Genomic DNA, 24,787 nt, shown 5'->3' with positions numbered 1-24,787 from the left:
TTGGCGGGAGGTGTGGTGGTAGAGGGGCGGGATGCTCGATGTCGATCATCGTGAGAGTGACCGCAAGGGGATACTGGTCGGCACCGCGTCGTGGACGGACAAGAGCCTGCTGACGTCCGGGTGGTACCCGGCGGAGGCGACGACACCGGCGGCGCGGCTCGCCCACTACGCCTCGCGGTTCCCGCTGGTGGAGGTGGACGCCACCTACTACTCGCCGCCGTCCTCGCGCACCGTCCAGGCCTGGCTCGCGCGCACCCCGCCGGACTTCACGTTCAACGTCAAGGCGTTCTCGCTGCTCACCGGCCACCCCACCCCGGTGCGCACCCTCTACAAGGACCTGCGGGAGCGGCTCGGCACCGCCAAGACCAGCGTCTATCCCCGGGACGTGCCCGCGGCGGTCGCCGAGGAGGTCTGGGCGCGGTTCCTCGGCACGATCAGGCCCCTGCACGAGGCGGGCCGGCTCGGCGCGGTGCTGTTCCAGTTCCCGCCGTGGTTCGCCCCGGGCGAGCGCGCCAGGCGCACCGTCCTGGACGCCGTGCGGCGGTGCGCGCCGATGACCGCCTGCGTGGAGTTCCGCAACGCCGCGTGGATGTCGCGGGACGCGCGGGACGCGACGCTGGGGTTCCTCGCGGAGCACGGCGTCCCGTACGTGAGCGTCGACATGCCGCAGGGGCATCCGTCGTCGATCCCGCCGGTGCTCGCGGCGACCGCCGAGCTCGCGGTGGTGCGCTTCCACGGGCACTCGCGGCTGTGGGCGAGCAAGGTGATCGAGGAGCGGTTCGGCTACCTGTACTCCGAGGAGGAGCTGGCGCGCTGGGCGGGCGAGATCGCGGACCTGGCGGCCCGCACCCCGCGCGTCCACGTGCTGATGAACAACTGCTGCGCGGACAACGCCCAGCGCAACGCGGCCAGGCTCGCCGAGCTCCTCGGCGTGTGAGACGTCTCGCCGCGGCTCAGACGTCCACGGGGCCGCCGCTGCGCCAGTAGACGTTGTTCTCCCTGGCGAGCAGGCCCTCGTCGATGAGGTAGCGGCGCAGCGCCGCGTAGTCGTCGTGGAAGGCCCGCAGCGCGACGTTGACGTCCTTCTCGGGGTAGCGGACGCCGGGCTCGAAGACGCGGGCGATGTAGCCGAGCACGGCGAGGCGCTTCTCGCGCCGGGTGGGGATGGCGCGCAGGCGGCCCTCGACCAGGAAGGTCTGCAGCACCCGGCTCTCGGCGTCGGGCGCGGGGGCGGGCGGCGGGGTGGTGGCGTGCAGCAGCTCGCGGAACCGCTCGCGCCGGGCGCGCCAGCCGCCGGAGTCCCGGGTGACGAGGCCGCCGCGTTCGAGGCGGTCCAGCGCCCGCCGCTCGGCCTCGGGGGCGAGGCCGCACTCCCCCGTCGTGCCGTGCAGGACGAGGGCGGAGAAGACCCGCAGCGTGTCGTCCTGGGAGAGCAGGCCGAGCACCCGCCTGATCTGATCTTCGCTCATGACTTCCCGATGCCTCGTCGACGCGGCCGCCCGCGATGGCCGCGCCCGTGGTGACGGCCCCCGCCCATTCTGGCGCATGAGCGGCGCCTGTCGTCCGGTCCGCGGCGCGGGCCGATGTCCAGAATGCCACGAAGCTCCTCTTGCTAAGCGGCCGGTGCTGGGCAATTATTTTCATCTGATCACTCCTTAATGAAAGGAATAATTTTGGACATCAGTGCCGGCGCCTACGCCCGGGAGGTCGAGATGCTGGTGCGCGAGGTCGCCACGGGGCGGGCGGAGGCCGTGCGGGAGGCCGCGGCGCTGCTCACCGCCGCCCTGCGCGCCGGCGGGGTGATCCAGGCGTTCGGCTCCGGCCACTCCGAGGCCATCGCGATGGAGATCGCGGGCCGCGCGGGCGGCCTGGTCCCGGCCAACCGGCTGGCGCTGCGCGATCTGGTCCTGTACGGCGGGGAGCCCGCGTCCCTGCTGGGCTCGGCCGAGCTGGAACGCGACCCGGCGGTGGCCCGCCGCGTCTACGAGCTGGCGCCGGTCCGGCCGGGGGACGCGTTCGTGCTGATCTCCAGCTCCGGGGTCAACGGCTCGGTGGTGGAGCTGGCGTCCCTCATCAAGGAGCGCGGCCATCCCCTGGTCGCGCTGACGTCGGTGCGCCACAGCGCCGCGATGGCCTCGCGGCACCCCTCAGGCCGGAAGCTGATGGACATCGCCGACGTGGTGCTCGACAACGGCGCCCCCTACGGCGACGCGGTGCTGCGGCTGCCCGGGGGCGGCACGTTCGGGGCGGTGTCCACGATCACCTCGGCGCTGCTGGCGCAGATGGTGGTCGCCGAAGTGGTGCGGGCGCTGACGGAGGCGGGCGAGGAGCCCCCGATCTACCGCTCGGCCAACGTCGTCGGCGGCGACGAGCACAACCGCGCCCTGGAGGCCCGGTACGCGGGGCGCATCCGCCGCGGCGGCTGAAGTTCCCCCTCTCCACCCCCCAGGAGGACCAATGGCGGACAACTCCTTCACCCGGCGCGAGCTGCTGCGCGCGGCGGCCCTCGCGGGCGTCCTGCTCCCCGGAGGCGCGCTCGCGGCCTGCGCGTCCCCCGGAGGCGGGTCCGGCGCCCCCGCCCCGGCGGCCACCGGGGCCACGTCGGCGGCCAACCCGCTCGGCATAGCCGAGACCGCCCCGTTCGAGGTGGTGATCTTCGACGGCGGCTTCGGCGACGCCTACGCCCGCCAGGTGCACGAGCCCCTGTTCGCCGCCAGGCATCCGAAGGCGGCGATCAAGCACACGGCGACCAAGGAGATCGCCAAGACGCTCCAGCCCCGCTTCGCCGGAGGGAACCCGCCGGAGTTCGTCAACAACTCCGGCGACAACGCGATGGACTTCGGCGCGCTGGCGCAGGACGGCCAGCTCCAGGACCTCGGCCCGCTGCTGGACGCCCCGAGCTGGGACGACCCCGCCGTCAAGGTGCGGGACACGATCCTGCCCTCGGCCGTCGAGCTCGGCACCTACGACGGCGCCTACTGCGTCCTCAACTACGCCAGCACGGTCTGGGGCATCTGGTACTCCACCAAGCTGTTCGGCGACAACGGCTGGCAGGTGCCCAAGACGTGGGAGGAGTTCACCGCGCTCTGCGAGAGGATCCAGAAGTCGGGGAAGTGCGCTCCGTTCACCTACGCGGGCAAGCACCCGTTCTACATCTACGAGACGATCCTCACCCTCGCCGCCAAGATCGGCGGCGTCGAGGTGCTGAAGGACATCGACAACCTGGCCGAGGGCGCGTGGAAGGCCGAGCCGGTCGCCACCGCCGCCACCGCCTTCGCCGGCCTCGGCGCGAAGTACCTGCTGCGCGGCACCGAGGGACTGGACCACATCCAGACCCAGACCGCGCACAACAAGTACCAGGTCGCCATGCTGCCGTGCGGGTCGTGGCTGGAGAACGAGCAGAAGGACACCACGCCCCCCGACTTCGGGTACGCCATGTTCCCGCTGCCGTCGTTCACCGCCTCCGACGCCCTGCCGTACGGCACGCTGCACTCCCGGCCGGGTGAGGAGTTCTTCGTCGCCGCGCGGTCGGCGAACCCGCGCGCGGGCATGGAGTACATGCGCGCGATGCTCTCCAAGGAGGGCGCGGGAAGGTTCAGCGAGATGGTGAGCACGCTGACCGTGGTGAAGGGGGCGGCCGAGGGCCGCACGCTGAAGCCGGGGCTGCGCAGCGCGGCGGCCCGGCTGAAGGAGGCGGGCGAGAACACCACCTACTTCCGGTTCCGCCAGTGGTACAAGGAGCTGCACGACGAGGCCGCCGCCGCGACGGGCCAGCTCATGGCGGGCCGCCTGCCGGTGGCCGCGTGGGCGGACCGGATCCAGCGCAAGTCCGACGAGATCAGGAACGACGCCTCGGTGAAGAAGTACACCCGCCGCTGACCAGGGGCCCTCGCGCCGGGCCCCCGCGGCCCGGCGCGGACCCTCGGGCCACGGCCGGCGACCAGCGAAGCAGCCGCACAGCGGTACCAGGGAGAACAGCGTGGCCGACCGCACGAGAAGGTCCCTCACCGCCAACCGCGCCGCCTTCACCCGGGCGCGGTTCATCATCGGGTTCCTCGCGGCCCCGGTGCTGCTCTACCTCATCTACGTGATCTCCCCCTACGCCCAGGCGTTCTCCATCGCGATGACCGACTGGCGCGGGGTCAGCGCGGCGCCCGGCTTCGTGGGCCTGGCCAACTTCCAGCGGCTGCTGGGGGACGGCGTGTTCTGGACCGCCGTGCGCCACAACGGCCTGCTGCTGGTCCTGATGCCGATCGGAACGCTGGTCATCGCGCTGTTCTTCGCCTTCCTGCTCAACGCGGGCGGCTCCACGGCGGCCTCGGGGGTGTTCGGCGCCCGGTTCTACCGCGTGGTCTTCTTCTTCCCCCAGGTGCTGGCCGTCGCGATCGTCGCCGTGCTGTTCCAGCAGGTGTTCCGGCCGGACGAGAGCGGCATGCTGAACGCCCCGCTGATCGCCCTCGGCCTGGAGCCGGTCGGCTTCCTGTCCGACCCCGGCGTGGCGCTGTGGTCGATCCTCGGCGTGCTGATCTGGCAGGCGGTCGGCTTCTACGTCGTGCTGTTCTCGGCGGGCATGGCGTCCATCCCGCGCGAGCTGTACGAGGCGGCGGAGATCGACGGGGCGGGCCGCGGGCGGCTGTTCTTCCGCGTCACCCTGCCCCTGCTGTGGGACACCGTGCAGGTCGGGTGGATCTACCTCGGCATCGCCGCCCTGGACGTCTTCGCGATCGTGTGGGTGATGACCGCCGAGCACGGCGGGCCCGACCACGCGACGACGGTCATGGCCGCCGAGATCTACCGCAACGCCTTCCAGTACTTCAAGTTCGGCTACGCCTCGGCGATGGGCGTGGTGCTGTTCTTCTTCACGGTCGCCTTCGCGGCGGTCGCCCTGCGGCTGTCGCGCCGCGAGCGGGTCGAGTTCTGAGCCGAGTTGTGAAAGGGGCCGGGACGTGACGTCTCAGGCGGGATCCCAGCCGGTCGCGCTCGCCAGGAGCGCGGCCCGCGAGCGGCGGCGGCGCGTGCTCGGCCCGCTGGCCGGGCTGTCGCACGCGGCGCTGCTGGTGTGGACGGCGCTGGTCGTGGTCCCGATCGCGTGGACGTTCCTGGCGTCGGTGAAGACCGAGGACGAGATCTTCGGCAGCGCCTGGTCGCTGCCCGCCGTCCCGCGGTGGGACAACTGGGCGCGCGCCTGGGAGCAGGCGCACGTCGGCAGGTACATGCTCAACAGCGTCGTGGTGGTGGGCCTCGGCACGGCCGGCACGATGCTGCTCGGCTCGATGGCGGCCTACGTGCTCGCGCGCTACCGGTTCCGCGGCGACCGGGCCGTCTACCTGCTGTTCGTCTCGGGCCTGGCCTTCCCGGTGTACCTGGCGCTGACGCCGCTGTTCTTCGTCGTTCGCACCATGGGGAGCCTGCCGGTCATCGGCCCGCTGATCGGGCTGGACAGCTACGGCGGGCTGGTGCTCGTGTACATCGCCTACTCGCTGCCGTTCACCGTGTTCTTCCTGTCGGCGTTCTTCCGCACGCTGCCCGGGGCGGTGGCCGAGGCGGCGTTCGTGGACGGCGCCTCGCACGCCCGGGTGTTCTTCCAGATCATGCTGCCGCTGGCCAGGCCCGGCATCGTGAGCATCACGATCTTCAACGTGCTCGGGCAGTGGAACCAGTACCAGATCCCGCTGGTGCTGCTCAGCGGCCAGTCGAAGGACAAGTGGGTGCTCACGCAGGGCATCGCCGACATCTCCACGGCCGCCGGCTACGACGCGGACTGGGCGGCGCTGTTCGCGGCCCTCAGCATGGCGATCCTGCCCATGCTGGTGGTCTACACGATCTTCCAGCGGCAGATCCAGGCCGGCCTGACCGCGGGCGCGCTCAAGTGATCCCGTCCGCTCACCTCTGCAGGCGCCGCTTCATCTCGGACTCGTAGATGTGGCGCCTGCCCTTGGCCAGGTCGTTCCTGAGCCGCTCCTCGGTCTCGGTGAAGCAGCGGTAGTAGCCGTCGTCGTACTCCTCGACGACCTGGAAGGTCCACCGACCCGGCAGCACGTCGCGGCCGAGCAGATCCGCGGTCAGCGCGTCGGCGTGCGTGTCGTGCCCGGCCGCGCGCAGCAGCGAAACGGCCTCCTCCAGTTGCAGGTGGGCGTGCCCGGTGAGCTGGTGGAAGGTGTAGAGGTGGCCGCGGGCGCGCTGCACGGTCTCCAGGGCCTCGGACAGTTTGCCGAGGGCCTCGACGGTGGTGTCGTCCAGCCCCGAGGGCCGCCGCTCGCCCGGGTCGGGCAGGTCGTCGCTCATGACCCCTCCCTACCCGCGTCCCGTGTCTCCATGGTCTTCGCGGTCTCCGCTATCCGACCCGCACGCGCCGGTCCTGGGAGCGCCGGGCGCTCGCCCTGCGCTCGTCAGGGTCGGTTCCGCCCCAGATGCCGTGTTCCTGGGCGGTGCGCAGGGCGTAGTCCAGGCAGGGCACGCGCACCGGGCAGCGGCGGCAGACCGCCTTGGCGCGCTCGTGCTGCAGGTGCCCCGGCCCCTTCGCCGATATCGGGAAGAACAGCTCCGGGTCCTCGCCACGGCAGGCGGCGCGGCGCAGCCACGAGACGGCGGGGAGGATCGTGTTCTGGGTGATCATGGCATTCCAATGCGAGTGAGCGCGGAGTCCTCAGGCTGCCGGTTCAGCCGTGGAGTCGCGTGCCCGCTGTCGATGCCTTGACACCTGTTTGCGGGTAAATCAGAGCACCAATGTGAATACCCAGGACCGCGGATTACTTCCGCTTTGACGCCTAGCGTCCACTCTTGTCCGGTTCTTGATTCCCGGCACGATCGCCGCCGTCCCGGGCGGCCACCGGCAACGGTGGCCGCCGAGCGGCGCGGGTGATCCGGCCCGCGTGAGCGTCGCGCGCGGCATCGGGGGTCAGCCCGCGGGGTTCTCCCAGTCCCAGGTGATGCCGAGCACGCCGGCGGCGACGTTCGAGGCGACCAGGTGGACGGCGTGGTGCGGGTTCAGCGTGAGCACGCCCGTGCGGTGCGGCGGTCCGAGCAGGCCGCGCCGGGCGTAGGAGTAGCAGGCGGCGGGCAGGCGCTCGGGGTGGAAGCGCACCTCCAGCAGGTACTGCGACACCATGTAGCGGAAGCCGTGGCCGTACTCGGTGTCCGGCTGGTCGGCGTGGTCCTCGTACTGGTGCTCGAAGACCCACGTCTCGCCCGCCTGCAGCTTGCTGCCGAACAGGTACTCGGCGACCAGCACCGGCTGGGTGGGGTGCCGCTCGACCCGGGCGAGCGTGCAGTTGTCGATGGGGTTGAGCTGCACGTCGTCGATGACGGTGCCGGGACCGCCGAAGAACCGTAAGAAGTACCGGTCGACGCCGTCGCGGCGGGCCCGGATGAGCGTCCGGTTCCACACCTTGCTGGCGGCGCCGTACTTGCTGACGGTCACCTTCTGCTGCTGGCTGAGGATCGTGGCGTCCCGGTCGCGCGAGCCCGGCAGCCGGTCGAGCAGCTCGCCGATGGCGCCGCCGCGCTCGTCGTGGACGACCGACTCGTGGTCGAGCAGGTCGCGCAGCGAGGAGGGGGGAAGGCCGAGTATCTGCTCCAGCACCGCGACCACGCGCATCGACCTCTCGGTCCCGGGGCGGCGGTTGCCCTGCTGCCAGTCGCTCAGCGTCGACAGCGCGACGGGCACACCGGCCTGGACGATCCTCCGGCGCAGACGCTCCAGCGTGAGCGAGCGCTCCTGGATCGCGACGCGTAGCGCCTGGTGGAAAGGGCCGACGAGCAGCAGATCGGCGAGATCGCCGTGCTCCTCTCGGGACTCGCGGGTCATGGCGGCACTCCTGGATCACCGAACTTCCTGGACCATGCAATCCGCCGGCGGGCGCATCGGGCCCTGGCGGTTCCCTTCTTGCTCCCCTTCCGCGCGACCTGCCTGCCTCCCCGCCTTGCCGGGGTCTCACGTGCCGTGCCTTCGGCCGGCTTCCCTGGAGCCGGCCCGTGCCGTCGAGGACCAGGCGCGCGTGCCCGCGTTCGCGCGGCGGCGGCCACGCGCGACGATGTCGCGCGGGCTTTCCGCCGGAGCCCGGCCCTCGGGAGTCAACGGTAGCGAAACTAGGCCCCTAAGCGCGAAATTTCGGTACTTGAGCCTCATGAATGGTCAATGCGCGACGGCCGCCTGACGGGCCGGGCTCGCGCACTCGCACGGCGCGCGGGATGATGCCTGATGGCACGGTCCCCCGACGGCCGACCCCGGGAGCAGAGTCCATGGCGGACGCCTTCCACGGCCCGCGAGGACGGCGGAACCTGTTCGGCCGTCCCCGCCCGCCGAAGGAACCCGACGACGAGCTGATCGTCTCCGAGCTGTACCGCGAGTACCACCGGCCGTTGCTGGCCTTCACGGCGCGGCTCACCGGAGGAGACCTCCAGTGGGCCGAGGACGTCGTCCAGGAGACCATGATCCGCGCCTGGCGCAGCGCCGGCGAGCTGCGGCCCGAGGCGGCCTCGCTGATGCCGTGGCTGGCCACGGTCGCGCGGCGCGTCGTCATCGACGACGTGCGCCGCAGGGACGCCCGGCCCCGGGAGGCGGGCGACCTGCCGCTCGGGCACGCCCCCGTCCCCGACCTCACCGACGACCTGCTGCGCCAGGTGATGGTGGAGGACGCGCTGCGGTCCCTGTCCCGCGCGCACCGCGAGATCCTGAACGAGACCATCCTGCGGGACAGGTCGGTGAACGAGGCCGCGTCGGTGCTGGGCATCCCGCTCGGGACGGTGAAGTCCCGGGTGTACTACGCCCTGCGCGCGCTGCGCGTGGCCCTGGAGGAAAGGGGCGTGACCGCGTGACCGTCGAGCACACCGACGTGGGCGCCTACGCCCTCGGCCTGCTGGAGGAGCCCGACCGCCTGGCCTTCGCCGCGCACCTGGCGGGCTGCGCCGCGTGCCGGGCCGAGCTGTCGGAGCTGTCCGGACCGGCGGGCGCGCTCGCCGGGCTCCCTCCCCTGGAGGACGACGGCGAGGAGCACGCCCCCGAGCGGCTGCTCCGCCTCGTGCGGCGCGACCGGGCCGCGGGCCGGCGCGCGAGGCTCACCCGGTACGCCGGGGGCCTGGCCGCCGCGGCGGCGCTGGTCCTGGGCGGCATCGCGGTCGGCGCGACCGTCACCGGCGGGCCGTCCTTCGGGCCCGGTCACTCCGCGCACGGTCCCGCCGAGGCGTACTACAAGGCCGGCGTCCCCATCCCCGGGCGGCCCGGCAGCGTCCCCGGCGTGTCGGGCGGGCTGGTGCTGGAGGGCAAGGACTGGGGCACGCACGTGGCCCTGGAGCTGCGCGGCCTCAAGGGTCCTCTGGAGTGCACGCTGGTCGCCGTCACCGAAAAAGGCGAAAGGCGCGTCGTCACCGGATGGGCGGTCCCGGAAAAGGGATATGGAATTCCGGGCTCGCCGGAACCCCTTTATGTGCACGGCGGGAGCGCGTTGCCGCCCGACCGTATCGACCATTTCGAGGTGACCGCCTCAACCGGGGCGACACTTCTCACGGTGAATGTCTGACCTGGCAGGATAACCTTTCCCACCGGGCGGCGCCAGGCCGTTGTCCATGTAGTTTTACCGGTCCGCGAATTGAACCTCTTCCGCCCCCGGCCCCGTACTAGTGCCGGAAACACCGACACCGCACCCTCGACACCCTCGACGCGGAAAATGAGAGGTTCATCATGGCCAAGCGCACCCTCGCCCTGCCTTTCGCCGGTCTGGCCGCCGGAACGGCCGCCGGTCTGCTCGCCGCCGCCTTCCCGCCGGCCGCGAACGCCGCGCACGACCCCTCCCACGGTTCTTCGCACGGCGTCTCGCAGGTGACCTCGCACGCCGGTCACGCCGCCGGGCAGACCTCCGCCGATACCTCCAGGGCGGCGGGCGGCACGCACACCCCCGCCGTCTACTTCGCGGCCCGGCTCAGCGGCCGGGAGGAAGTACCCGTCAAGGGCGGCCCGGCCGTGGGAGACAAGGACGGCGGCGCCTACGCCGTGGTGCGCATCAGCGGCGACCAGGTCTCCTACGCCGTGCGCTGGAAGGGCATCGCGGCCCCGACGGCCTTTCACATCCACCAGGGCAAGGCCGGGACCAACGGCGAGGTGAAGATCGGCTTCTTCGCCGAGGCGCTGCCCGGAACGGCGAGCGCCGTGGCGGGACGCCTCAAGGTCGGCGACCGCGCCCTGCTGTCCAGGATCACGAAGAATCCGAAGAACTGGTACGTGAACCTGCACACCGGCGAGTTCCCCGGCGGCGCCGTCCGCGCCCAGCTCCACCGGCTGCCCCGTGGCGTCGACCTGGCCGCGCTGCTGGCCGACGGCACGCGCGCCTCGTTCGGCGTCCGCGCCGACGGCGGGCAGGAGGTGCCCGCTCCGCCGAAGAGGACCGGCGACCGCGACGGGCACGCCGAGTGGCTGTTCGGCGTCCGCGGGTCGAAGATCTACTACGCCACGGTCTGGGACCGCCTCGACCCGGTGACCAACGGCCACGTCCACCGCGGCAAGAAGGGCCGCAACGGCGAGGTGGTGGCCGACCTGTTCGCCGACGCCAACGGGCTGCCCGCCTCGATCTACGGCATCGCCGGCGCCGCGCCCGTCAAGGACGAGATCGCGGACGGCATCAGGAGGAACCCGAAGAACTGGTACGCCAACCTGCACACGACCGTGTTCGACGGCGGCGCCGTCCGCGGCCAGCTCTTCAGGACCCGCCACCGCTCCTGGTGACCCCGCCCCGCCCCGCCCGGACCGCCCCCGGGCCGGCGGGGCCCTCGAGCGGCGCCCGCCGTACCGGCCGTGACCCGGTGCGGCGGGCGCCTTGTCCTGGGGCGGGTCCGGCTCCGGCGGGGCGGCCTTCCGCGCCGCCAGGGAACCACCCCGCACAGTGAGCAGTTCGTAACGTTCGCGAACATTGACCGGTCGGTCAATCAGGACGACGGTCGAAGGGCACGACACCTCTCTCTTCGCCGGAGGCACGAATGGACCTCTCCAAATCCTGGGCCGACGTCGTCGCGTTCCTGGCGGGCGCGGCGGCGGTCCTCGCGCCGTTCCTGTGGGCGGACGGCACCCGCGCCGCCGCCCAGCCCCTGCTGCTGGTCGGCGGCCTGCTCCTCATCTCCGCGCTCTGGTCGCTGCTCGGCGCGGGCGGCGCGAGCTCCTGGGTCACGGCGGCCTTCGGAGCACTGCTGTTCCTGTCCCCCTTCGCGTTCGGCTTCGACGGCGACGGCGCCGCCGCGTGGACGGCGTGGATCGCCGGCGGCGTGACGGTTATCGTCGGGCTGTGGACGGCCCTTCAGACCCGCGTCGGCACCCGGGCGCCGACGCACGCGTGATCAATCCGTCCCTGTGGTCCCGGGCCGCCCGGCGGCGGTCCGGGACCGGCGAGGCATGGCCGGACGCCCGCACCCGCATCCTGGACGCCGCGGAGGAGCTGTTCGCCGGCGGCGGCTACGAGGCCACCGCCACCGCGGAGATCGCCAAACGGGCCGAGGTTCCCAAGGGGCTCGTCTTCCACTACTTCCCCCGCAAGATCGACGTGCTCGTCACGCTCGTCGGGGAGCGCACCCGCGTCGACGACATGGGCGACGAGCCCGTCGAGGAGGTCCCCGGCGACCCGGCCGGCGCGCTCGCCCGCCTGGCCCGCCGCGTGCCGCTGCGCGCCTCCCCGGCGATGCGCCGCATCCTGTTCCGCGAGGCCGACACCCACGGCTCGGTGCGCGAACGGCTGCGCAACCTCAACGCCGAGATCATCCGCCGCGCGAGCTTCGTCCTCGAGCTGACCCTGCCCGGCGGCCGCGGCGACGCGGCGCGCCTGGAGGCCGCCGCGGCCACCTTCGCCGCCGTGCTGCTCTACCAGGAGAGCCTCTGCATGCTGACGGGCCACCACATCGACCCCGACATGGTGGCCGATCTCATCGTGAGGGCCCTGGTCTGACCGAGCCCGGCACGCCGCCGGCGCGGCGCCGGACCGGCGGGCGCCGCGTCCGTGACCGCGTCCTAGTCACCGCTCGAACCGCTGGAACTACTCGAACTGCTCGAACTGCTGGAGCTACTCGAGCTGCTTGAGCTGCTCGAACTGCTGGAACTGGAACTGGAACCGGAGCCCCCGCCCCGGCGGTCCCAGTCGTCCCGCCAACCGCGGCCCGAACCGCTGGAGCCGGTGGAACTGCTCGAGCTACTCGAACTACTGGAACTGCTCGAGCTACTCGAACTGCTCGAACTACTGCTACTGCTACCGCTCGAACTCGAGCCGCCGTACCGCCGCGGTCTCTCGCTGCGGCACGACCGGTAGCGACAGTCGTCGCCGACGGGCGCCATGTGGCCGTGCTCGGACACATGCCGGACCACAGCGGCGCCGGCGGGCGGAGCCTGCGCGGCCACCGGTGCCATGAGGCCGGACGCCGCGATCGCGCAGGCGGCGAGAGCGTGTTTCAGCATGAGGATCACTCCGTGTCGGAGGGTTCGCGGCCCGTCCTTGCCGCGGGCCGGCGCAGCGCCGGATCCGAACTCCCGGGAGCGTCGAGACGACGCCATACTTGCCTGCCACGGTAGTTGCGGCAAACTCGACTATTCACCCCATATAGCCCAAAAGCTCAGTTTTCTCCACTTAAGCCACATATCCGGCTATCAACGGCATCAGCGGTAAACGTCGCCACAGTAAGGATCGTTCCAATTACCAATCAAGATCCCTTCAGCCCGAAACGTTCTGACAGAACGACAAAACTTCTGTCATCAACGCATTTACCCTTAGGAAAGTTTCCTACAAACTAGGAGCACCCCCCAGCACAGTAAGGAGCACCACATGCGAAGAACGATCACGCTGTTCGCCGCCGCCGTGATGGCCATCGGCGCCACGGTGTTCGTGGCCTCCCCCGCCAACGCCCACGGCTACATCTCCTCGCCGCCGAGCCGGCAGGCCAACTGCGCCCGCGGCGCCGTCTCCAACTGCGGCGACATCGTCTGGGAGCCGCAGAGCGTCGAGGGCCCGAAGGGCCTGCGCAACTGCCACGGCAACGTCGGCAGGTTCGCCCAGCTCAGCGACGAGAGCAAGGCGTGGCCCGCGGCCCGCGTGGGCAGGACCGTCACCTTCACCTGGGTGCTCACCGCCCGGCACAGGACCAGCACCTGGGACTACTACGTCGGCGGCACCCGCGTCGCGTCGATCAACGACAACGGCGCGCAGCCCGGCTCCACCGTGTCCCACACGGTGAACCTCGGCAACGTCACCGGCAGGACCAAGGTGCTGGCGGTCTGGAACGTCTACGACACCGCGAACGCCTTCTACAACTGCGTGGACCTTCAGGTCGGCTGACCATCCCGGAGGGCCGGACGCCCGGCGCCGCCGCCGCCACGGCGGGGCCGGGCACGCGTCCGGGCCCAGTGGTCCCGCCGCGGGCGCGCCGACGTCCGCGTCCGCGGCGGGACCGTGGACGGATGTGATCCCGTTCGCTACGTTCCCCCCATGCCCCCCATGCCCCCCATGCCCCCCATGCCCCCCATACCCCCCATACCCCCCGAGTCCCCGATCCCCCGCTTGAGGCCGCGAACCGCTCTCGCCGTCGCGGCGGCCGTCGCGGTCCTGGCGACCACCGCCCCGGCGCACGCCGAGACCGAACCCCCCGGCCCTGCCCGCGACCTGCCGTCCGCCGTGGACTCCGGCCCGGCTCTCGGCCTCCCGTCCGCCGTGGACTCCGGCGCCGCGGCCGGCGTGGACGACCTCGCGCGCCGCCTCACCTGGCGGCTCACCCCGACCGGCAGCACCGCGCGCCTGCGCGGGCTCTCCCCTGTGAGCGGGCGCGTCGCGTGGGCGTCCGGCTCGCTCGGCACCGTGCTGCGCACCGGCGACGGCGGCGCGCACTGGACGGCGTCCGGCCCGCCCGGCGCCTCCGGCCTGGAGTTCCGCGACATCGAGGCGTTCGACGCGCGCACCGCCGTGGTCCTGTCCATCGGCGAGGGCGAGGCGTCCCGCGTCTACCGCACCGAGGACGGCGGGCGCACCTGGGCGGAGACCTTCCGCAACGACGAGCCGCGCGCCTTCTACGACTGCATGGCCTTCTTCGACCGCAGGCACGGGCTCGCCATGAGCGACCCCGTGGACGGCAGGTTCCGCGTCCTGTCCACCGACGACGGCGGGCGGAGCTGGCGCGTGCTGCCCTCGGCGGGCATGCCGGAGGCGCTCCCCGGCGAGGCCGGGTTCGCCGCGAGCGGCCAGTGCCTGGCGACGGCCGGCGACCGGGACGTGTGGCTGGCCTCGGGCGGCGGCGCGCGCTCGCGCGTCTTCCACTCGCGCGACCGGGGCCGCACCTGGAAGGTGTCCGACACCCCGATCCCCGCGGGCGACCCGGCGCGCGGGGTGTTCGCGCTGGCGTTCCGCGACCCGCGGCACGGCATCGCGGTGGGCGGCGACTACCGCGCCGGCCAGGCGTCGCCGGACGCCGCCGCGGTGACCGAGGACGGCGGCGCCACCTGGAGGCCGGCCGCGGAGCCTCCCGCGGCCTACCGATCGGGCGTGACCTGGCTTCCCTGGGCCCCGTTCGCCGCCGTCGCGGTGGGGCCGTCCGGCAGCGACGTGACGCTCTCCGCCGGGGCGCGGTGGCGGGCCTTCGACGGCGGGTCCTTCGACACCGTCGCGTGCGCGCCGGACCTGAGCTGCTGGGCGTCCGGCGAACAGGGCCGCGTCGCGCGCCTGCGGTTCGGCGGACGCTGACCCCGGCGACCGGCGGGCCGCGGGCCCGCCGGTCCCCCTATCGGACCCGGCCGACCCCGCACAGGAAGTAGGCGCCGATCCTGTCCAGCTCGGGGGCGACCACGGGCAGGTCGGAGCGCCATTGGTGCAGGTTCACGATGCCCGGCTCGACCAGGTCGAGCCCGTCGAAGAACGGCTCGATCTCGCGCGACATCCGCGCCACGAACTGGGCGGAGGCGCCGCTGTAGACGCGCTCGACGCCCGGGGCGGCCTGGGGCCGCTCGTCCACGGCGACGTGTGAGATGGCCATGTAGCTGCCGGGCGGGAGCGCGCCGCGGATCTTGGCGATGACGCCGGCCGGGTCCTCGGAGTCCCTGATGAAGTGGACGATCGCCAGCAGGAGCACGGCGACGGGTCGGCCGAGGTCCAGGTGGCGGCGCAGCGCCGGGTCGGCGAGTATCTCCTCCGGACGCCGCAGGTCGCCCTCGACGACCAGTACCTGCGGGCTGTCCTGGAGCAGGGCGCGGGCGTGCACGAGCACCTGCGGGTCGTTGTCGACGTAGACGGTGCGGGAGCCGGGCGCGTGCTCGGCGGCCACCTGGTGCACGTTGCGCTGCGTGGGGAGCCCGGCGCCGATGTCGAGGAACTGCCGGATGCCCTGATCGGCGAGGAACCGTACCGCGCGAACAAGAAAGGCGCGATTTTCGCGGATGCCTATGGGGATTTCCGGGACGAACCTGAGCACCTTGTCCGCCGCTTCACGGTCGGCGGGCAAATTGTCCTTACCGCCCAGGAAGTAGTCGTACATACGCGCCGCGTTCGGAGTGTTGGGGTCGAAACCCGGGCCGAACGAGGACGGGTTCATCGCAGTCCCCCACTGATCCGCTTCACGCCGACGATCTTAACAAGTGTCGACGAATATGAGCATATGTAGAAAAATGCCCAGTCCCGGTGTCATGATCCTCTCATGGCCGCAGCCTCCCCGCGCCGTGTGCTGGGCGCGCAGTTAGCCGACGGCATCACCAAGGGCAACATGTGGGCGCTGCTGACCCTGGCGACGGCCGGCACCGCCGTGATCTCGTTCCTGCCCTCGGCCCAGCCGCACGTGCTGACGACCGTCCTCGGGGTGCCGGAGTCCTCGCAGGGCACCACCGTCGGCCTGCTGGGGTTCGCCGCCGAGCTGGCGATGGTGCTCAGCCTGGCCTGGTACGGCGCGCTCGCCGACCGGTTCGGCCGCAGGCTCGTCGTGGTCGCCGGGCTGCTGCTGTGCGCGGCCGGGGCGGCGCTGTTCCCCTTCGCCGCGAACACGACGGTCCTGGTCGCGCTGCGCGTGGTCTTCGGCCTCGGCGTGGCGGCGCTGAACGCCATGCTCTCCACCATCGCCGTCGACTACGTGCGCACCCGTTCGCGCGGCAAGTCCTACGGGCTGATCGGCGTGTTCGGGGGCCTCGGCGCGGTGCTCGCCGTGCTGGCGCTGGTCCGGCTGCCGCGCGCGCTGGAGTCGGCCGGGCTCGCGCCGGTCGCGGCGACCCGGCTGGCGTTCCTGCTCATCGCCGCGGGCGTGCTGGCCACCGCCGGGCTGCTGTGGCTGACGCTGTCCCCCGTCGGGGTGAGCGAGGCCGCCGCGCGCGTCCCGCTGGCGCGCCTGGTGCGCGAGGGGGTGGCGCTGGCCCGCGACCCCGGCGTGGCGCTGTCGTACGCCGCGTCGTTCGTCGCGCGCGCGGACCTGGCCATCGTCGTCGGCTTCATGACGCTGTGGATCGCCGACCACGCCACCGACGCGCGCGGCATGTCCAGCGCGGAGGCGCTGGCCAGGGCCGGGGCCGTGGTGGGCGTCTCGCAGACCGTCGCGCTGCTGTGCGCGCCGCTGTTCGGCTGGCTCGGCGACCGGGTGCGCCGCCAGGACCTCGTCGTGCTCGCCCAGGCGCTGGCCGCCGCGGCCTACCTGTCGACGCTGCTGGTGGACGACCCGCTCGGCGGCGGCATGATGGCCGTCGCGGTGCTCGTGGGCGTCGGGGAGATCGCCGTGATCACCACCGCGGGCCCGCTGCTGGCCCAGCAGGCGCCGGCCGAGGTGCGCGGGTCGGCGTTCGGCGTCCACACGCTCTGCGGCGCCGCGGGCATCATGATCATCTCGGCGCTCGGCGGATGGCTGTACGACACGTGGCGGCCGGCCGGGCCGTTCGTCGTCGCCGGCGTCGCGGGGCTGCTGGTGACGGCCTTCGGCCTGGCGGTGCGGCGCACGGTCAGGCCGCGCGGCGAGGCGGACCCGGCGCGCGAGGCGATGCCCACCGCATGAGACCGCCCCGGCCGACCGGGACGGGGGAAAGACGGCCGGAGTCCGGCGGGCGGGACTCCGGCGGCACGGCCGGCGTGCCGGTGCTCCGCCGCACCAACGGGCACCGGCACGCCGGGATTCACCCGGCTCCCGGCACGCGGACGCCGAGTCGTGGCACGGGCCCGAGGGCTCACCTCGCGGCGGCCCCGGCCCGTGGCATCAGGGCCACCAGGCGAGCCCCAGGAGGAACGACTTCCCGGATCCGCGCCCTTCCTGGCCGGCGTCGGGCGCGTCCGGGTCCGGCGCGCCCAGGGCGTCGCCGGGTGGCGTGGTGGCGGCGCCGCCCGCGTGCGTCTCCATGTCCGTCACGTCGTCCTTCCCGTCGTCGGTGGCTTCCCTGTCGGTGCGCCGGTCATCGGCGGGGTGTCCGGCGTCTGTCGTCTCGCGCATTCCTTGGTGACCTTCTAGGGCGACGGCCGCATCTCCCGCCCGCGGCGACCGCCGCGTCCGTCATCGGGAGTCGTCCGGCTCGAACAGGGCGAGGAGCCAGCCGAGCCACATGCGCTCGTTGTCCGCCGGGTCGACGCTGTCGGAGAAGATGTGGTGGCCGATCACGACCGTGGACTTGGAGCCCTCGATGAACCGGTAGAGCCCGTCGCCGGTGCGCACGCCGAGGAAGTGCGGGGCCACGTAGTCGGCGACGCCTTCGATCGGGGTGAGACCCTCGGGCGCCAGGCGGACCCGGTCGCCCCTGACCACCGGTCCGTTGAGCCCGAGACCGCGCTCCAGCACGGTCCAGAGGGGCTCATCGCGGATGCGCCGCGCCGGAGGCGAGTAGACCACGAGCGCGAACCGCCCGGGGAAGCGGGTGAGGTACTGGTCGAGGGTGTGCAGATACATGTCCCAGCCTCTGCTCACCACGGTTACCCCGTCCGCTCGGCACCGTGGGTCCTGCCGGTGGGGCGGCCGGGAGACGTCCCGCCGTCGTGGCCTGGCAGACCGGGCGGTCCCTGCCTGCCGGCGCGTCCGGTGAAGATCCCCTCTCGCGCGGGATCGGCCCGTCGCTCGGACCCGTCGCGTGACGCGGATGGGTGGGTCATCTCGCACCTCCTTGGTCGCGATCTCGGATGCCGCGGTTGTCGCGCGACGGCCGGAGAGCCGGAATCCGCCGAGGCCGGGACACACGACCGGGCCAAGCCCGGCAGGCGGAAGCACCCGCGGCCCAGGCCCGTCCTCGACGTGCGCGCGCCTTCCCGAAGCGGTACCACTCGGCACTCCCGTGTACCACTCTGCGCGAAGCGCCGCCCCGGGACCATGCGGATCGGTGGCAGCAAGTTGCAGGAGCCTGGCAACTTCCTGCCATCCGGAGGCCGGGCGCCCGCGTCCCGTGGGGACGGCTCGCGCGGTCCCCATCGCAGGCCGGGGTCGAGACACCTCACGCCCTCCGGTTCCGTCCGAGATACGCCTTACCCCGTCCGCCCCGTCCAAACGGGCGACCGGAGGCGCCGGATCGCTCCCGCCACCTTCCCGCACGGCGACATCCGTGCTCAAGCGGGCACGGAACGACGGCCTGTTTAACGTAAAGTCGCGCGACCCGAACGACGCGGTGGGCGCCGCCATAGCGCCACGGAAGCGCGCGGATAGGGGTCGGATAGCGGCCGCGAATACGTTGGCGACGCGAGCAGGGAAGCGGCAGGACGCGAAGCCGCCGCAGACGAGGGGACCGCTGCAATGAGGGATCACGTCAGACAATTCACGACCCGGCTCATCGTCGTCGCCGTCGTCGCCACCGGGGGGTTCGTGACGGCCGGCGCCATGACCTCGGCCCATGCCGCGTCGCCGCACGTGGTGCGCATCTCCGACCACGCTCACACGAGTTCGCCGCACACGGTGTGGCGGGGCAACACGCCCTGGGGCTGAGCCCTTCGCGGCGGGAGCCGCGCGGACACGGACGCGGCGGTGGTCACGGGACCGCCGCCGCGTCCGCCGTTCACCGCGAAATCCGTTTCCCGCCCGCTTCCCGGCGCGCCGGGACATGATGAGGGAATGATGCGGCAGCGCGGCGTCCCGTCCCCGTCATCCCCCGCGTCCCTCCCCCGTCGCCACATCGGTGACCGGCCCGTCCCGCGCCCGGTGACGAGCCGGTCACGGTCCCCCGTTTCCGTGATCATCGGCCCCGTGCCGGGTGAGATCATCGGATGAGGCGGCGACCGAAAGGCGATCCGATGGCGCACGATCTCGCGGATCCCGCGAGTTCTCCCGAGACGGCGGGCCCGCCCGGTTACGCGGTGGTCGACCTGGAGACGACCGGCCTGCGGTCGTCGTGGCACGACCGCGTGATAGAGATCGGCGTCGTCCACCTGAGCCCCGCCGGCGAGGTCACCGGCGAGTGGAACACGCTGGTGAACCCCGGCCGCGACCTCGGGCCCCAGCACGTCCACGGCGTCCGCGCCGCCGACGTCCGCCTCGCCCCCGCCTTCGGGCAGGTCGCGCGCCGGCTCGCCGGGCTGCTGCGCGGGCGCGTCCTCGCCGCGCACAACCTGCCCTTCGAGGTCGGTTTCCTGGCCCGCGAGTTCGAACGGCTCGGCGTCCGCGCGCCGCTGCGCACCGAGCTCGGGGTCTGCACGATGGCCGAGGCCGCGCGGTTCCTCCCGTACGGCGGGCGGGGGCTGGCGCGTTGCTGCGCGCTGGCGGGCGTGCCGCTGGAGGACCACCACGACGCGCTCGCCGACGCCCGGGCCGCCGCCGGGCTGCTGCGCCACTACATCCGATTATCCGGCGGGTGGCGCGAGCGGCTGGAGGCCGCCGCGGCCACCGTCTGGCCCGCGCCGCCCGGCCCCGACCTGCCCTGGGTGCGGCGCGGCGCCGCCGGTCCCCGCACCCGGCGGGCGGGCCCGGACCTGCGGCTGAGGCCGGGCGACCTGGTGGCGTTCACCGGGGACCTGCCCGGCGGCCGGGAGGACTGGGAGACGCGCGCCGAGCGCGCCGGGTACACCGTGCACCCGCGCGTGACCCGGCGCGTGCGCGTGCTGGTGGCCGCCGACCCCGACACGCTCTCCCGCAAGGCGGGCACGGCACGCGCCTACGGCGTCCCCATCCTCACCCCGCCGGAGTTCGCCGGACTGATCTCCCCTGACGCCCTCACGCCTCGACGCGGCCGGTGAGGTAGGCGAGGACGGCGTTGACGCGCCGGTTGCTCGCCGGGGCGTCGCCGATGCCGAGCTTGCGGAACACGTTGTGCGTGTGGGTGCCGACGGTCGTGACCGACAGGGCGAGCCGGTCGGCGATGCCCCGGTCCGACAGGCCCTGCGCCATGAGCGCCAGCACGTCGCGCTCGCGCCCGGTGAGGCGGGCGAGGGCGTCGTGCTCGCGACGGGGCGCGAGCAGGTGGGCCACGACGTCGGGGTCCACGGCGGTGCCGCCGCCGTGCAGGCGGCGCAGCACCTCGTCGAGCATGGCCGCGTCGAGCAGGCGCTCCTTGAGCAGGTACCCGAGCCGGGCGGCGCCGTTCTCCAGCAGCGCGGCGGCGTAGGAGTTCTCCAGGTAGTGGGACAGGATGAGCACCGCCACCCGGGGGTGCCTGCGGCGGATCGCGGCGGCCAGGCGCAGCCCCTCGTCGGTGAAGGTCGGGGGGAGGCGGATGTCCAGCACGACCGCGTCGGGGGCGTGCCGGGCGACCAGGCCGAGCACCTGCTCGGCGCGGGTCGCCGTGGCGACGACCTGGTGGCCGAGCCCGCCCAGCAGGCGGTTCAGCCCTTCCCTTGCCAGCAGCGAGTCCTCGGCGATGATCAGGCGCATGACGGCTCCACGGTGAGCTCCACGGTGAGCACGGTGCCCGTCCCCGGCGGGCTGTGCAGGGTGAACACGCCGTCCACGGCGGCGACCCGGTCGGCGAGCCCGGCGAGGCCCGAGCCGGGGCGCGGGGCCGCGCCGCCCGCGCCGTCGTCGGACACCGAGACGACCAGTCTGCCGTCCGCGACCGTGGCGGCGACCTCCACGCGGCGGGCCGCCGCGTGCCGCAGCGCGTTGGTCAGCGCCTCGGCGGCGACGAAGTAGGCCGTGGCCTCCACCGCCTCGGGCAGGCGGGGCAGCTCCCCCACCCGCAGGCTCGCCGTGGGCCCGGCGCGCAGGACGAGCTGGTGCAGCGCGGCGCGCAGCCCCTGGATGGTGAGCACGGCGGGGTGGATGCCGCGCGCCAGCTCGCGCAGCTCGCGCGTCGCCGCGTGCAGTTCCTCCTCGGCCTCGCGCAGCAGGTCCAGCGTCTCGGCGCTCGCCTCGCCCAGGCCCTGGCGCAGCAGGTTGAGGGCGAGGCCGACGGCGAGCATGCGCTGCTGCGCGCCGTCGTGCAGGTCGCGTTCGAGCCTGCGCCGCGCCTCGTCGCCCGCCGCCACGATGCGGGCGCGCGAGGCCCGCACCTCGGCGAGCCGCGCCCGCACCGCGGCCTGCAGCCGGGCGTTCTCCAGGGCGAGGCGCGCGGTGGCGCTGACGGCCTCCAGCAGCGCGGGCTCGGTGCGCAGGCTGGGGTCGTGCAGGAGCACCGCGACCGGGGCCCGGGGGTCGCCGACGACGGTGAACCGGCGCGGGTCCAGCTCCACCGGCACCTCCACCGGCGTCCCGGAGGCGTCGACGTACCCGCCGGGCACCGGGAAGGCGACCCGCAGGTGGGGGTCGCCGAGCGCCTCCGCCAGCGCGGGCCCGAGCCGCTCGGCGGGCATGGCGGCGATCTCCCTGACCAGGTCGGACACCCGCGCCTCGTCCAGCCGCTCGCGCAGCAGGCCGAGGAAGAACGAGGCGGGCACCGCGACGAGCGCGGCGAACTGGGCGAGCGCCAGGGTGGAGTCGGCCCCGGCGGACCAGTCGCCCGGCGCCCTGGCGGCCAGCAGGCCGACCGCCGCCCACAGCAGCGCGGTGGCGACCATCGCGGTGGCGGGGAAGGCCAGCAGCCGCCGTTCCCTGGCCCCGGCGCGGACGGCCCGCCGTACGATCACGCCACCGCCGACCAGCACGAGCACCGCGGTCCCGAGCGAGACGCCGCGGGCCGCGGCCTCGGCGAGGCCGGGGGCGTCGAGCAGCGGCATGGGCGCGCACACGTCGCGGCAGCCCTGCACCGGCACGGCGGGCCCGGCGAGGAGCAGCGTCAGGGCGGTGAGGGCGCCGAAGGCGTAGCCGGCGCGCATGACGACCCGTCCCATGCGGTCGCGGATGACGCCGGAGGGGTAGGCGAGGAAGACGTGCGCGCCGAGCGGGAGCTGGAGCGCCGTGAGCAGCAGCGCGACGGTGATCAGGACGCGCATCCCGGCGCCGCCGGCCTCCAGCGCGAACGCGGCGGGCGCGTCGGCGGCGAGCAGCACGCCGAGCAGGGCCATCAGGACGCCCATGGGCGTGCCGGGGCGCACCCGCTCCACCAGGAATCCCGCGGCCAGCCACACCAGGATCTGGGTGACCTCCTTGACGTAGAAGAGCGGCTCCGCGGCGCCCCAGCGGGCGGCGAACCAGACGTCCGCGGCGGTGAGGGCGAGCCCGGCCAGGACCAGGGCGCCGTGCCGCCGTCGCGTGCCCTCCGTTCCCGCGGGCGGCGGGGCGACGGCGGCCGGGGAAGGGAGGGGCGTGGTCACGGGCGTAATCCGGCCAGCTCGGCGAGGCGCTCGGCGGTCAGCTCGTCCTTGGGCAGGAAGCCGCGCACGTTCGGGGCGCCCGCCTCGGCCCCGAGCTCCAGGGGCGAGTGGCTGGAGATCAGGACGACCACCGGGGGGTCGGGCAGTTCGGCGAGCAGCGCGGCCACGGCGAAGCCGTCGATGTCGGGCAGCAGGACGTCGAGGACCACGACCTCGGGGCGCAGCTCGGCGGCCAGGGCCACGGCCTGCCGCCCGTCGGCCGCCTCCCCTATCACGCGGAGCCCGCCGGCCTCCAGGAGCCGGCGGGCCATGCGGCGGAATCCCGGGTGGTCGTCCACCAGGAGAATGCCCTCGTCCATCGCCTCATGATGACATCCGGCGGGGGCGTGGAGATCTTCGCCGGGCGTTCGCCCACCGGTTCTCCAGGTTTTCCAGGAGGCGGGGACGCGCGGCGGCGCCTTCGCTCAGGCGAGCAGGCCGACGGCGCCCATGAAGCCGATGCCGCCCCGGTGCGGGAGGATCACCGTCTCGGGGTCGGGACGCCACTCCTCCACCGGCACCACGCCGGGCGCGAGCAGCTCGAAGCCCTCGAAGTACGAGCGGATCCGCGCGTGGGTGCGCGGGACGATCCCGCCCGTGGCGGTCGAGGTGTAGACGTCGCGGCCCCGCCGGATGTCCTCCTCGCTGAGGTCGCCAGGGGTGATGTGCGAGATCGCCAGGGTGCTCCCCGGGGCCATGGCGCCGCGCAGCGTGCGGACGATCTGGACGGACTCGGCGTCGTCGACGACGAAGTGCAGGATGGCCAGGAGCAGCAGCCCCACCGGCCGGTCGAGGTCCAGGTGGGCGCGCACCTCGGGGTGGTCCACGATGCCCCGCGGGTCGCGCATGTCGGCGGAGACGACGACGGTGCCGGCGTTGTCGGCGAGCAGGGCGCGGGCGTGGGCGAGCACGATCGGGTCGTTGTCGACGTAGGCGACGCGCGCGTCCGGGTTCACTCGCTGCGCCACCTGGTGCACGTTCTCCTGGGTGGGCAGGCCGGTGCCGATGTCCAGGAACTGGTCGATGCCGGACTCGACCATGACGCGCACGCTCCTGCGCAGGAAGGCGCGGTTGGCGCGCGCGATCTCCCTGGCGTTCGGCACCAGCTTTATGATCTTTTCGGCGGCTTCGCGGTCGGCGGCGAAATTGTCCTTGCCGCCGAGATAGTAGTCGTACATGCGGGCGACGCTGGGAGTGGTGGGGTCGACGACCCAGGGGTGAGCCCTCTCCCGTTCGGTCACGTCGCCGCCTCCCCCAAGTCGTACGATCTTCCGCTACCGACCAATCTATCGATCATGTGGGCGTGATTACCGGATTCTTCATGGCGCGTCGCGGATCATGGTTTTATTGCGACTCCTCCCCATGCGTCCACATCGACGATGGCGGACGGGTCCACCTCGGGACGCCATCGGGCGATCGGCACCACGCCCGGCTCGACCGGTTCCAGCCCGTCGAAGAAGCCGGCGAGCTCGGCGGGACTGCGCAGGTGGTACGGCGCCGCGCCGGACTCGTTGTACCGGCGGGTGGCCTCCAGGTTGGCCGCGCTGGTGTCGGAGCTGTCGTTGAACGCCAGGTAGCTGCCGGACGGCAGCCCGGCCATCAGGCGGCGCACCAGGGCGTGCGCCTCGGCGGTGTCGTGGACGTGCCCGGTGATCTGCATGAGGACCAGCGCGACCGGCCGCGTCAGGTCCAGGGTGCGGCCGGCGGCGGCGAGGATCGCCTCGGGGTCGCGCAGGTCGGCGTCGATGAAGCTCGTCGCGCCCTGCGGGGTGCCGGTGAGCAGGGCGTGGGCGTGCACCAGCACCAGCGGGTCGTTGTCGACGTAGACGACGCGCGACTCCGGGGCCACCCGCTGGGCCACCTCGTGGGTGTTGTCCACGGTGGGCAGACCGGTGCCGACGTCCAGGAACTGCCGGATCCCGGCCTCGCCCGCCAGGTGACGCACCGCGCGGCTGAGGAAGTGCCGGGACGCCCGGGCGAGCCGCTCGATGCCGGGGAAGACCCGCGCGAAGCCGTCGCCGGCCTCCCGGTCGACGGGGTAGTTGTCCCGGCCGCCGAGCCAGTAGTTCCAGATGCGCGCCGAATGCGGCACAGAGGTGTCGATCTTCGGCGACTCCGGGACGGGGAAGGCCTCGTCGTCCGGCACTGGACACCAACTCCCGAGGAACGTATTCCGATTT

At 73.2% G+C, this 24,787-nt stretch carries 28 protein-coding genes; 16 read left to right on the top strand and 12 right to left on the bottom strand.

Annotated features, from left to right (window positions below):
- The first annotated feature begins 31 nt into the window (after nt 1-31).
- The gene (locus BJ981_RS28060) at nt 32-937 is read left to right on the top strand and encodes a DUF72 domain-containing protein (RefSeq protein ID WP_184615367.1); all 906 of its coding nucleotides are present in this window, start codon (nt 32-34) and stop codon (nt 935-937) included.
- A gap of 16 nt (nt 938-953) precedes the next feature.
- Here BJ981_RS28060 and BJ981_RS28055 read toward each other — a convergent pair whose 3' ends face one another.
- Nucleotides 954-1,469 carry a DUF2087 domain-containing protein gene (locus BJ981_RS28055; protein ID WP_184615365.1) on the bottom strand — a complete coding sequence of 172 codons (516 nt, stop codon included), beginning with the start codon at nt 1,467-1,469 and terminating at the stop codon, nt 954-956.
- A 204-nt stretch (nt 1,470-1,673) separates the two neighbouring features.
- Between BJ981_RS28055 and BJ981_RS28050 the strand changes: the two genes are divergently transcribed.
- The 4 genes from BJ981_RS28050 (at nt 1,674) to BJ981_RS28035 (ending at nt 5,873) form a co-directional block, all read left to right on the top strand.
- A complete protein-coding gene (locus BJ981_RS28050; RefSeq protein ID WP_239139425.1) occupies nt 1,674-2,426 on the top strand; it encodes a sugar isomerase domain-containing protein in 753 nt (250 codons plus the stop codon).
- 31 nt (nt 2,427-2,457) lie between these two features.
- Nucleotides 2,458-3,879, top strand: a complete 1,422-nt coding sequence (gene ngcE, locus BJ981_RS28045) for an N-acetylglucosamine/diacetylchitobiose ABC transporter substrate-binding protein (protein WP_184615361.1) — start codon at nt 2,458-2,460, stop codon at nt 3,877-3,879.
- Between the two features lie 100 nt (nt 3,880-3,979).
- Complete coding sequence (locus BJ981_RS28040) at nt 3,980-4,921, top strand: carbohydrate ABC transporter permease (protein WP_184615359.1); 942 nt, start codon at nt 3,980-3,982, stop codon at nt 4,919-4,921.
- Between the two features lie 25 nt (nt 4,922-4,946).
- Nucleotides 4,947-5,873, top strand: coding sequence for a carbohydrate ABC transporter permease (locus BJ981_RS28035; protein ID WP_184615357.1), 927 nt, complete (start codon nt 4,947-4,949; stop codon nt 5,871-5,873).
- A 10-nt stretch (nt 5,874-5,883) separates the two neighbouring features.
- On the opposite strand, the gene BJ981_RS28030 is transcribed toward BJ981_RS28035, so the two are convergent.
- The 3 genes from BJ981_RS28030 to BJ981_RS28020 all read right to left on the bottom strand — a co-directional run bounded on the left by BJ981_RS28030 (nt 5,884) and on the right by BJ981_RS28020 (nt 7,807).
- Complete coding sequence (locus BJ981_RS28030) at nt 5,884-6,285, bottom strand: hypothetical protein (protein ID WP_184615355.1); 402 nt, start codon at nt 6,283-6,285, stop codon at nt 5,884-5,886.
- 49 nt (nt 6,286-6,334) lie between these two features.
- Entirely contained in the window at nt 6,335-6,616 is a 282-nt protein-coding gene (locus BJ981_RS28025) for a WhiB family transcriptional regulator (protein WP_184615353.1), read from the bottom strand.
- 282 nt (nt 6,617-6,898) lie between these two features.
- Nucleotides 6,899-7,807, bottom strand: coding sequence for a hypothetical protein (locus BJ981_RS28020; protein ID WP_184615351.1), 909 nt, complete (start codon nt 7,805-7,807; stop codon nt 6,899-6,901).
- A gap of 434 nt (nt 7,808-8,241) precedes the next feature.
- Between BJ981_RS28020 and BJ981_RS28015 the strand changes: the two genes are divergently transcribed.
- From BJ981_RS28015 to BJ981_RS27985, 8 genes are all read left to right on the top strand, one after another.
- Complete coding sequence (locus BJ981_RS28015; RefSeq protein WP_184615349.1) at nt 8,242-8,817, top strand: sigma-70 family RNA polymerase sigma factor; 576 nt, start codon at nt 8,242-8,244, stop codon at nt 8,815-8,817.
- Nucleotides 8,814-9,518 (top strand): anti-sigma factor family protein, encoded by a 705-nt coding sequence (locus BJ981_RS38645; RefSeq protein WP_184615347.1) that lies wholly within the window; start codon nt 8,814-8,816, stop codon nt 9,516-9,518. Before BJ981_RS28015 ends, BJ981_RS38645 begins: the two co-directional genes overlap by 4 nt.
- 161 nt (nt 9,519-9,679) lie before the next feature.
- Complete coding sequence (locus BJ981_RS28005) at nt 9,680-10,717, top strand: CHRD domain-containing protein (RefSeq protein WP_184615345.1); 1,038 nt, start codon at nt 9,680-9,682, stop codon at nt 10,715-10,717.
- 251 nt (nt 10,718-10,968) lie between these two features.
- On the top strand, nt 10,969-11,322 hold the full coding sequence (locus tag BJ981_RS28000) for an SPW repeat protein (RefSeq protein ID WP_184615344.1): 354 nt from the start codon (nt 10,969-10,971) through the stop codon (nt 11,320-11,322).
- Nucleotides 11,319-11,924 (top strand): TetR/AcrR family transcriptional regulator, encoded by a 606-nt coding sequence (locus BJ981_RS27995; RefSeq protein WP_239139424.1) that lies wholly within the window; start codon nt 11,319-11,321, stop codon nt 11,922-11,924. The genes BJ981_RS28000 and BJ981_RS27995 overlap by 4 nt, the downstream gene beginning before the upstream one ends.
- A gap of 225 nt (nt 11,925-12,149) precedes the next feature.
- On the top strand, nt 12,150-12,281 hold the full coding sequence (locus tag BJ981_RS38640; RefSeq protein WP_260324684.1) for a hypothetical protein: 132 nt from the start codon (nt 12,150-12,152) through the stop codon (nt 12,279-12,281).
- A gap of 510 nt (nt 12,282-12,791) precedes the next feature.
- Nucleotides 12,792-13,301, top strand: coding sequence for a lytic polysaccharide monooxygenase auxiliary activity family 9 protein (locus BJ981_RS27990; RefSeq protein ID WP_184615342.1), 510 nt, complete (start codon nt 12,792-12,794; stop codon nt 13,299-13,301).
- Between the two features lie 222 nt (nt 13,302-13,523).
- A complete protein-coding gene (locus BJ981_RS27985; RefSeq protein WP_239139423.1) occupies nt 13,524-14,696 on the top strand; it encodes a WD40/YVTN/BNR-like repeat-containing protein in 1,173 nt (390 codons plus the stop codon).
- A 37-nt stretch (nt 14,697-14,733) separates the two neighbouring features.
- Here the strand turns inward: BJ981_RS27985 and BJ981_RS27980 are convergent, their stop codons facing one another.
- A complete protein-coding gene (locus tag BJ981_RS27980) occupies nt 14,734-15,540 on the bottom strand; it encodes an SAM-dependent methyltransferase (protein ID WP_184615340.1) in 807 nt (268 codons plus the stop codon).
- A 102-nt stretch (nt 15,541-15,642) separates the two neighbouring features.
- Here BJ981_RS27980 and BJ981_RS27975 point away from each other — a divergent pair, with 102 nt between their 5' ends.
- Entirely contained in the window at nt 15,643-16,974 is a 1,332-nt protein-coding gene (locus BJ981_RS27975; protein ID WP_184615338.1) for an MFS transporter, read from the top strand.
- A gap of 198 nt (nt 16,975-17,172) precedes the next feature.
- Here BJ981_RS27975 and BJ981_RS27970 read toward each other — a convergent pair whose 3' ends face one another.
- A complete protein-coding gene (locus BJ981_RS27970) occupies nt 17,173-17,403 on the bottom strand; it encodes a hypothetical protein (RefSeq protein WP_184615336.1) in 231 nt (76 codons plus the stop codon).
- A gap of 60 nt (nt 17,404-17,463) precedes the next feature.
- Nucleotides 17,464-17,853, bottom strand: coding sequence for a hypothetical protein (locus BJ981_RS27965; protein ID WP_184615334.1), 390 nt, complete (start codon nt 17,851-17,853; stop codon nt 17,464-17,466).
- An 831-nt stretch (nt 17,854-18,684) separates the two neighbouring features.
- Between BJ981_RS27965 and BJ981_RS27960 the strand changes: the two genes are divergently transcribed.
- Together BJ981_RS27960 and BJ981_RS27955 are read left to right on the top strand one after the other, a co-directional pair.
- Nucleotides 18,685-18,873: a hypothetical protein gene (locus BJ981_RS27960; RefSeq protein WP_184615331.1), complete on the top strand. Its 189-nt coding sequence runs from the start codon at nt 18,685-18,687 to the stop codon at nt 18,871-18,873.
- Nucleotides 18,874-19,178: 305 nt separating this feature from the next.
- Nucleotides 19,179-20,117 (top strand): exonuclease domain-containing protein, encoded by a 939-nt coding sequence (locus BJ981_RS27955; RefSeq protein WP_184615329.1) that lies wholly within the window; start codon nt 19,179-19,181, stop codon nt 20,115-20,117.
- Here the strand turns inward: BJ981_RS27955 and BJ981_RS27950 are convergent.
- The 5 genes from BJ981_RS27950 to BJ981_RS27930 form a co-directional block, all read right to left on the bottom strand.
- Nucleotides 20,095-20,751, bottom strand: a complete 657-nt coding sequence (locus tag BJ981_RS27950; protein WP_184615327.1) for a response regulator — start codon at nt 20,749-20,751, stop codon at nt 20,095-20,097. The genes BJ981_RS27955 and BJ981_RS27950 overlap by 23 nt on opposite strands.
- Nucleotides 20,742-22,568, bottom strand: coding sequence for an ATP-binding protein (locus BJ981_RS39445; RefSeq protein ID WP_184615326.1), 1,827 nt, complete (start codon nt 22,566-22,568; stop codon nt 20,742-20,744). The genes BJ981_RS27950 and BJ981_RS39445 overlap by 10 nt, the downstream gene beginning before the upstream one ends.
- Complete coding sequence (locus BJ981_RS27940) at nt 22,565-22,927, bottom strand: response regulator (protein ID WP_184615324.1); 363 nt, start codon at nt 22,925-22,927, stop codon at nt 22,565-22,567. The genes BJ981_RS39445 and BJ981_RS27940 overlap by 4 nt, the downstream gene beginning before the upstream one ends.
- A 105-nt stretch (nt 22,928-23,032) precedes the next feature.
- Nucleotides 23,033-23,848 (bottom strand): SAM-dependent methyltransferase, encoded by an 816-nt coding sequence (locus BJ981_RS27935; protein WP_239139422.1) that lies wholly within the window; start codon nt 23,846-23,848, stop codon nt 23,033-23,035.
- Between the two features lie 95 nt (nt 23,849-23,943).
- Nucleotides 23,944-24,753: an SAM-dependent methyltransferase gene (locus tag BJ981_RS27930; RefSeq protein ID WP_184615322.1), complete on the bottom strand. Its 810-nt coding sequence runs from the start codon at nt 24,751-24,753 to the stop codon at nt 23,944-23,946.
- Nucleotides 24,754-24,787: the final 34 nt, after the last annotated feature.

The sequence above is a fragment of the Sphaerisporangium krabiense genome, assembly GCF_014200435.1.
In the GTDB taxonomy this organism is placed as follows: Bacteria; Actinomycetota; Actinomycetes; order Streptosporangiales; family Streptosporangiaceae; genus Sphaerisporangium; species Sphaerisporangium krabiense.
The sequence above is the reverse complement of the archived record's forward strand: the minus strand, read 5'-3'. Positions and strand labels throughout refer to the sequence as shown.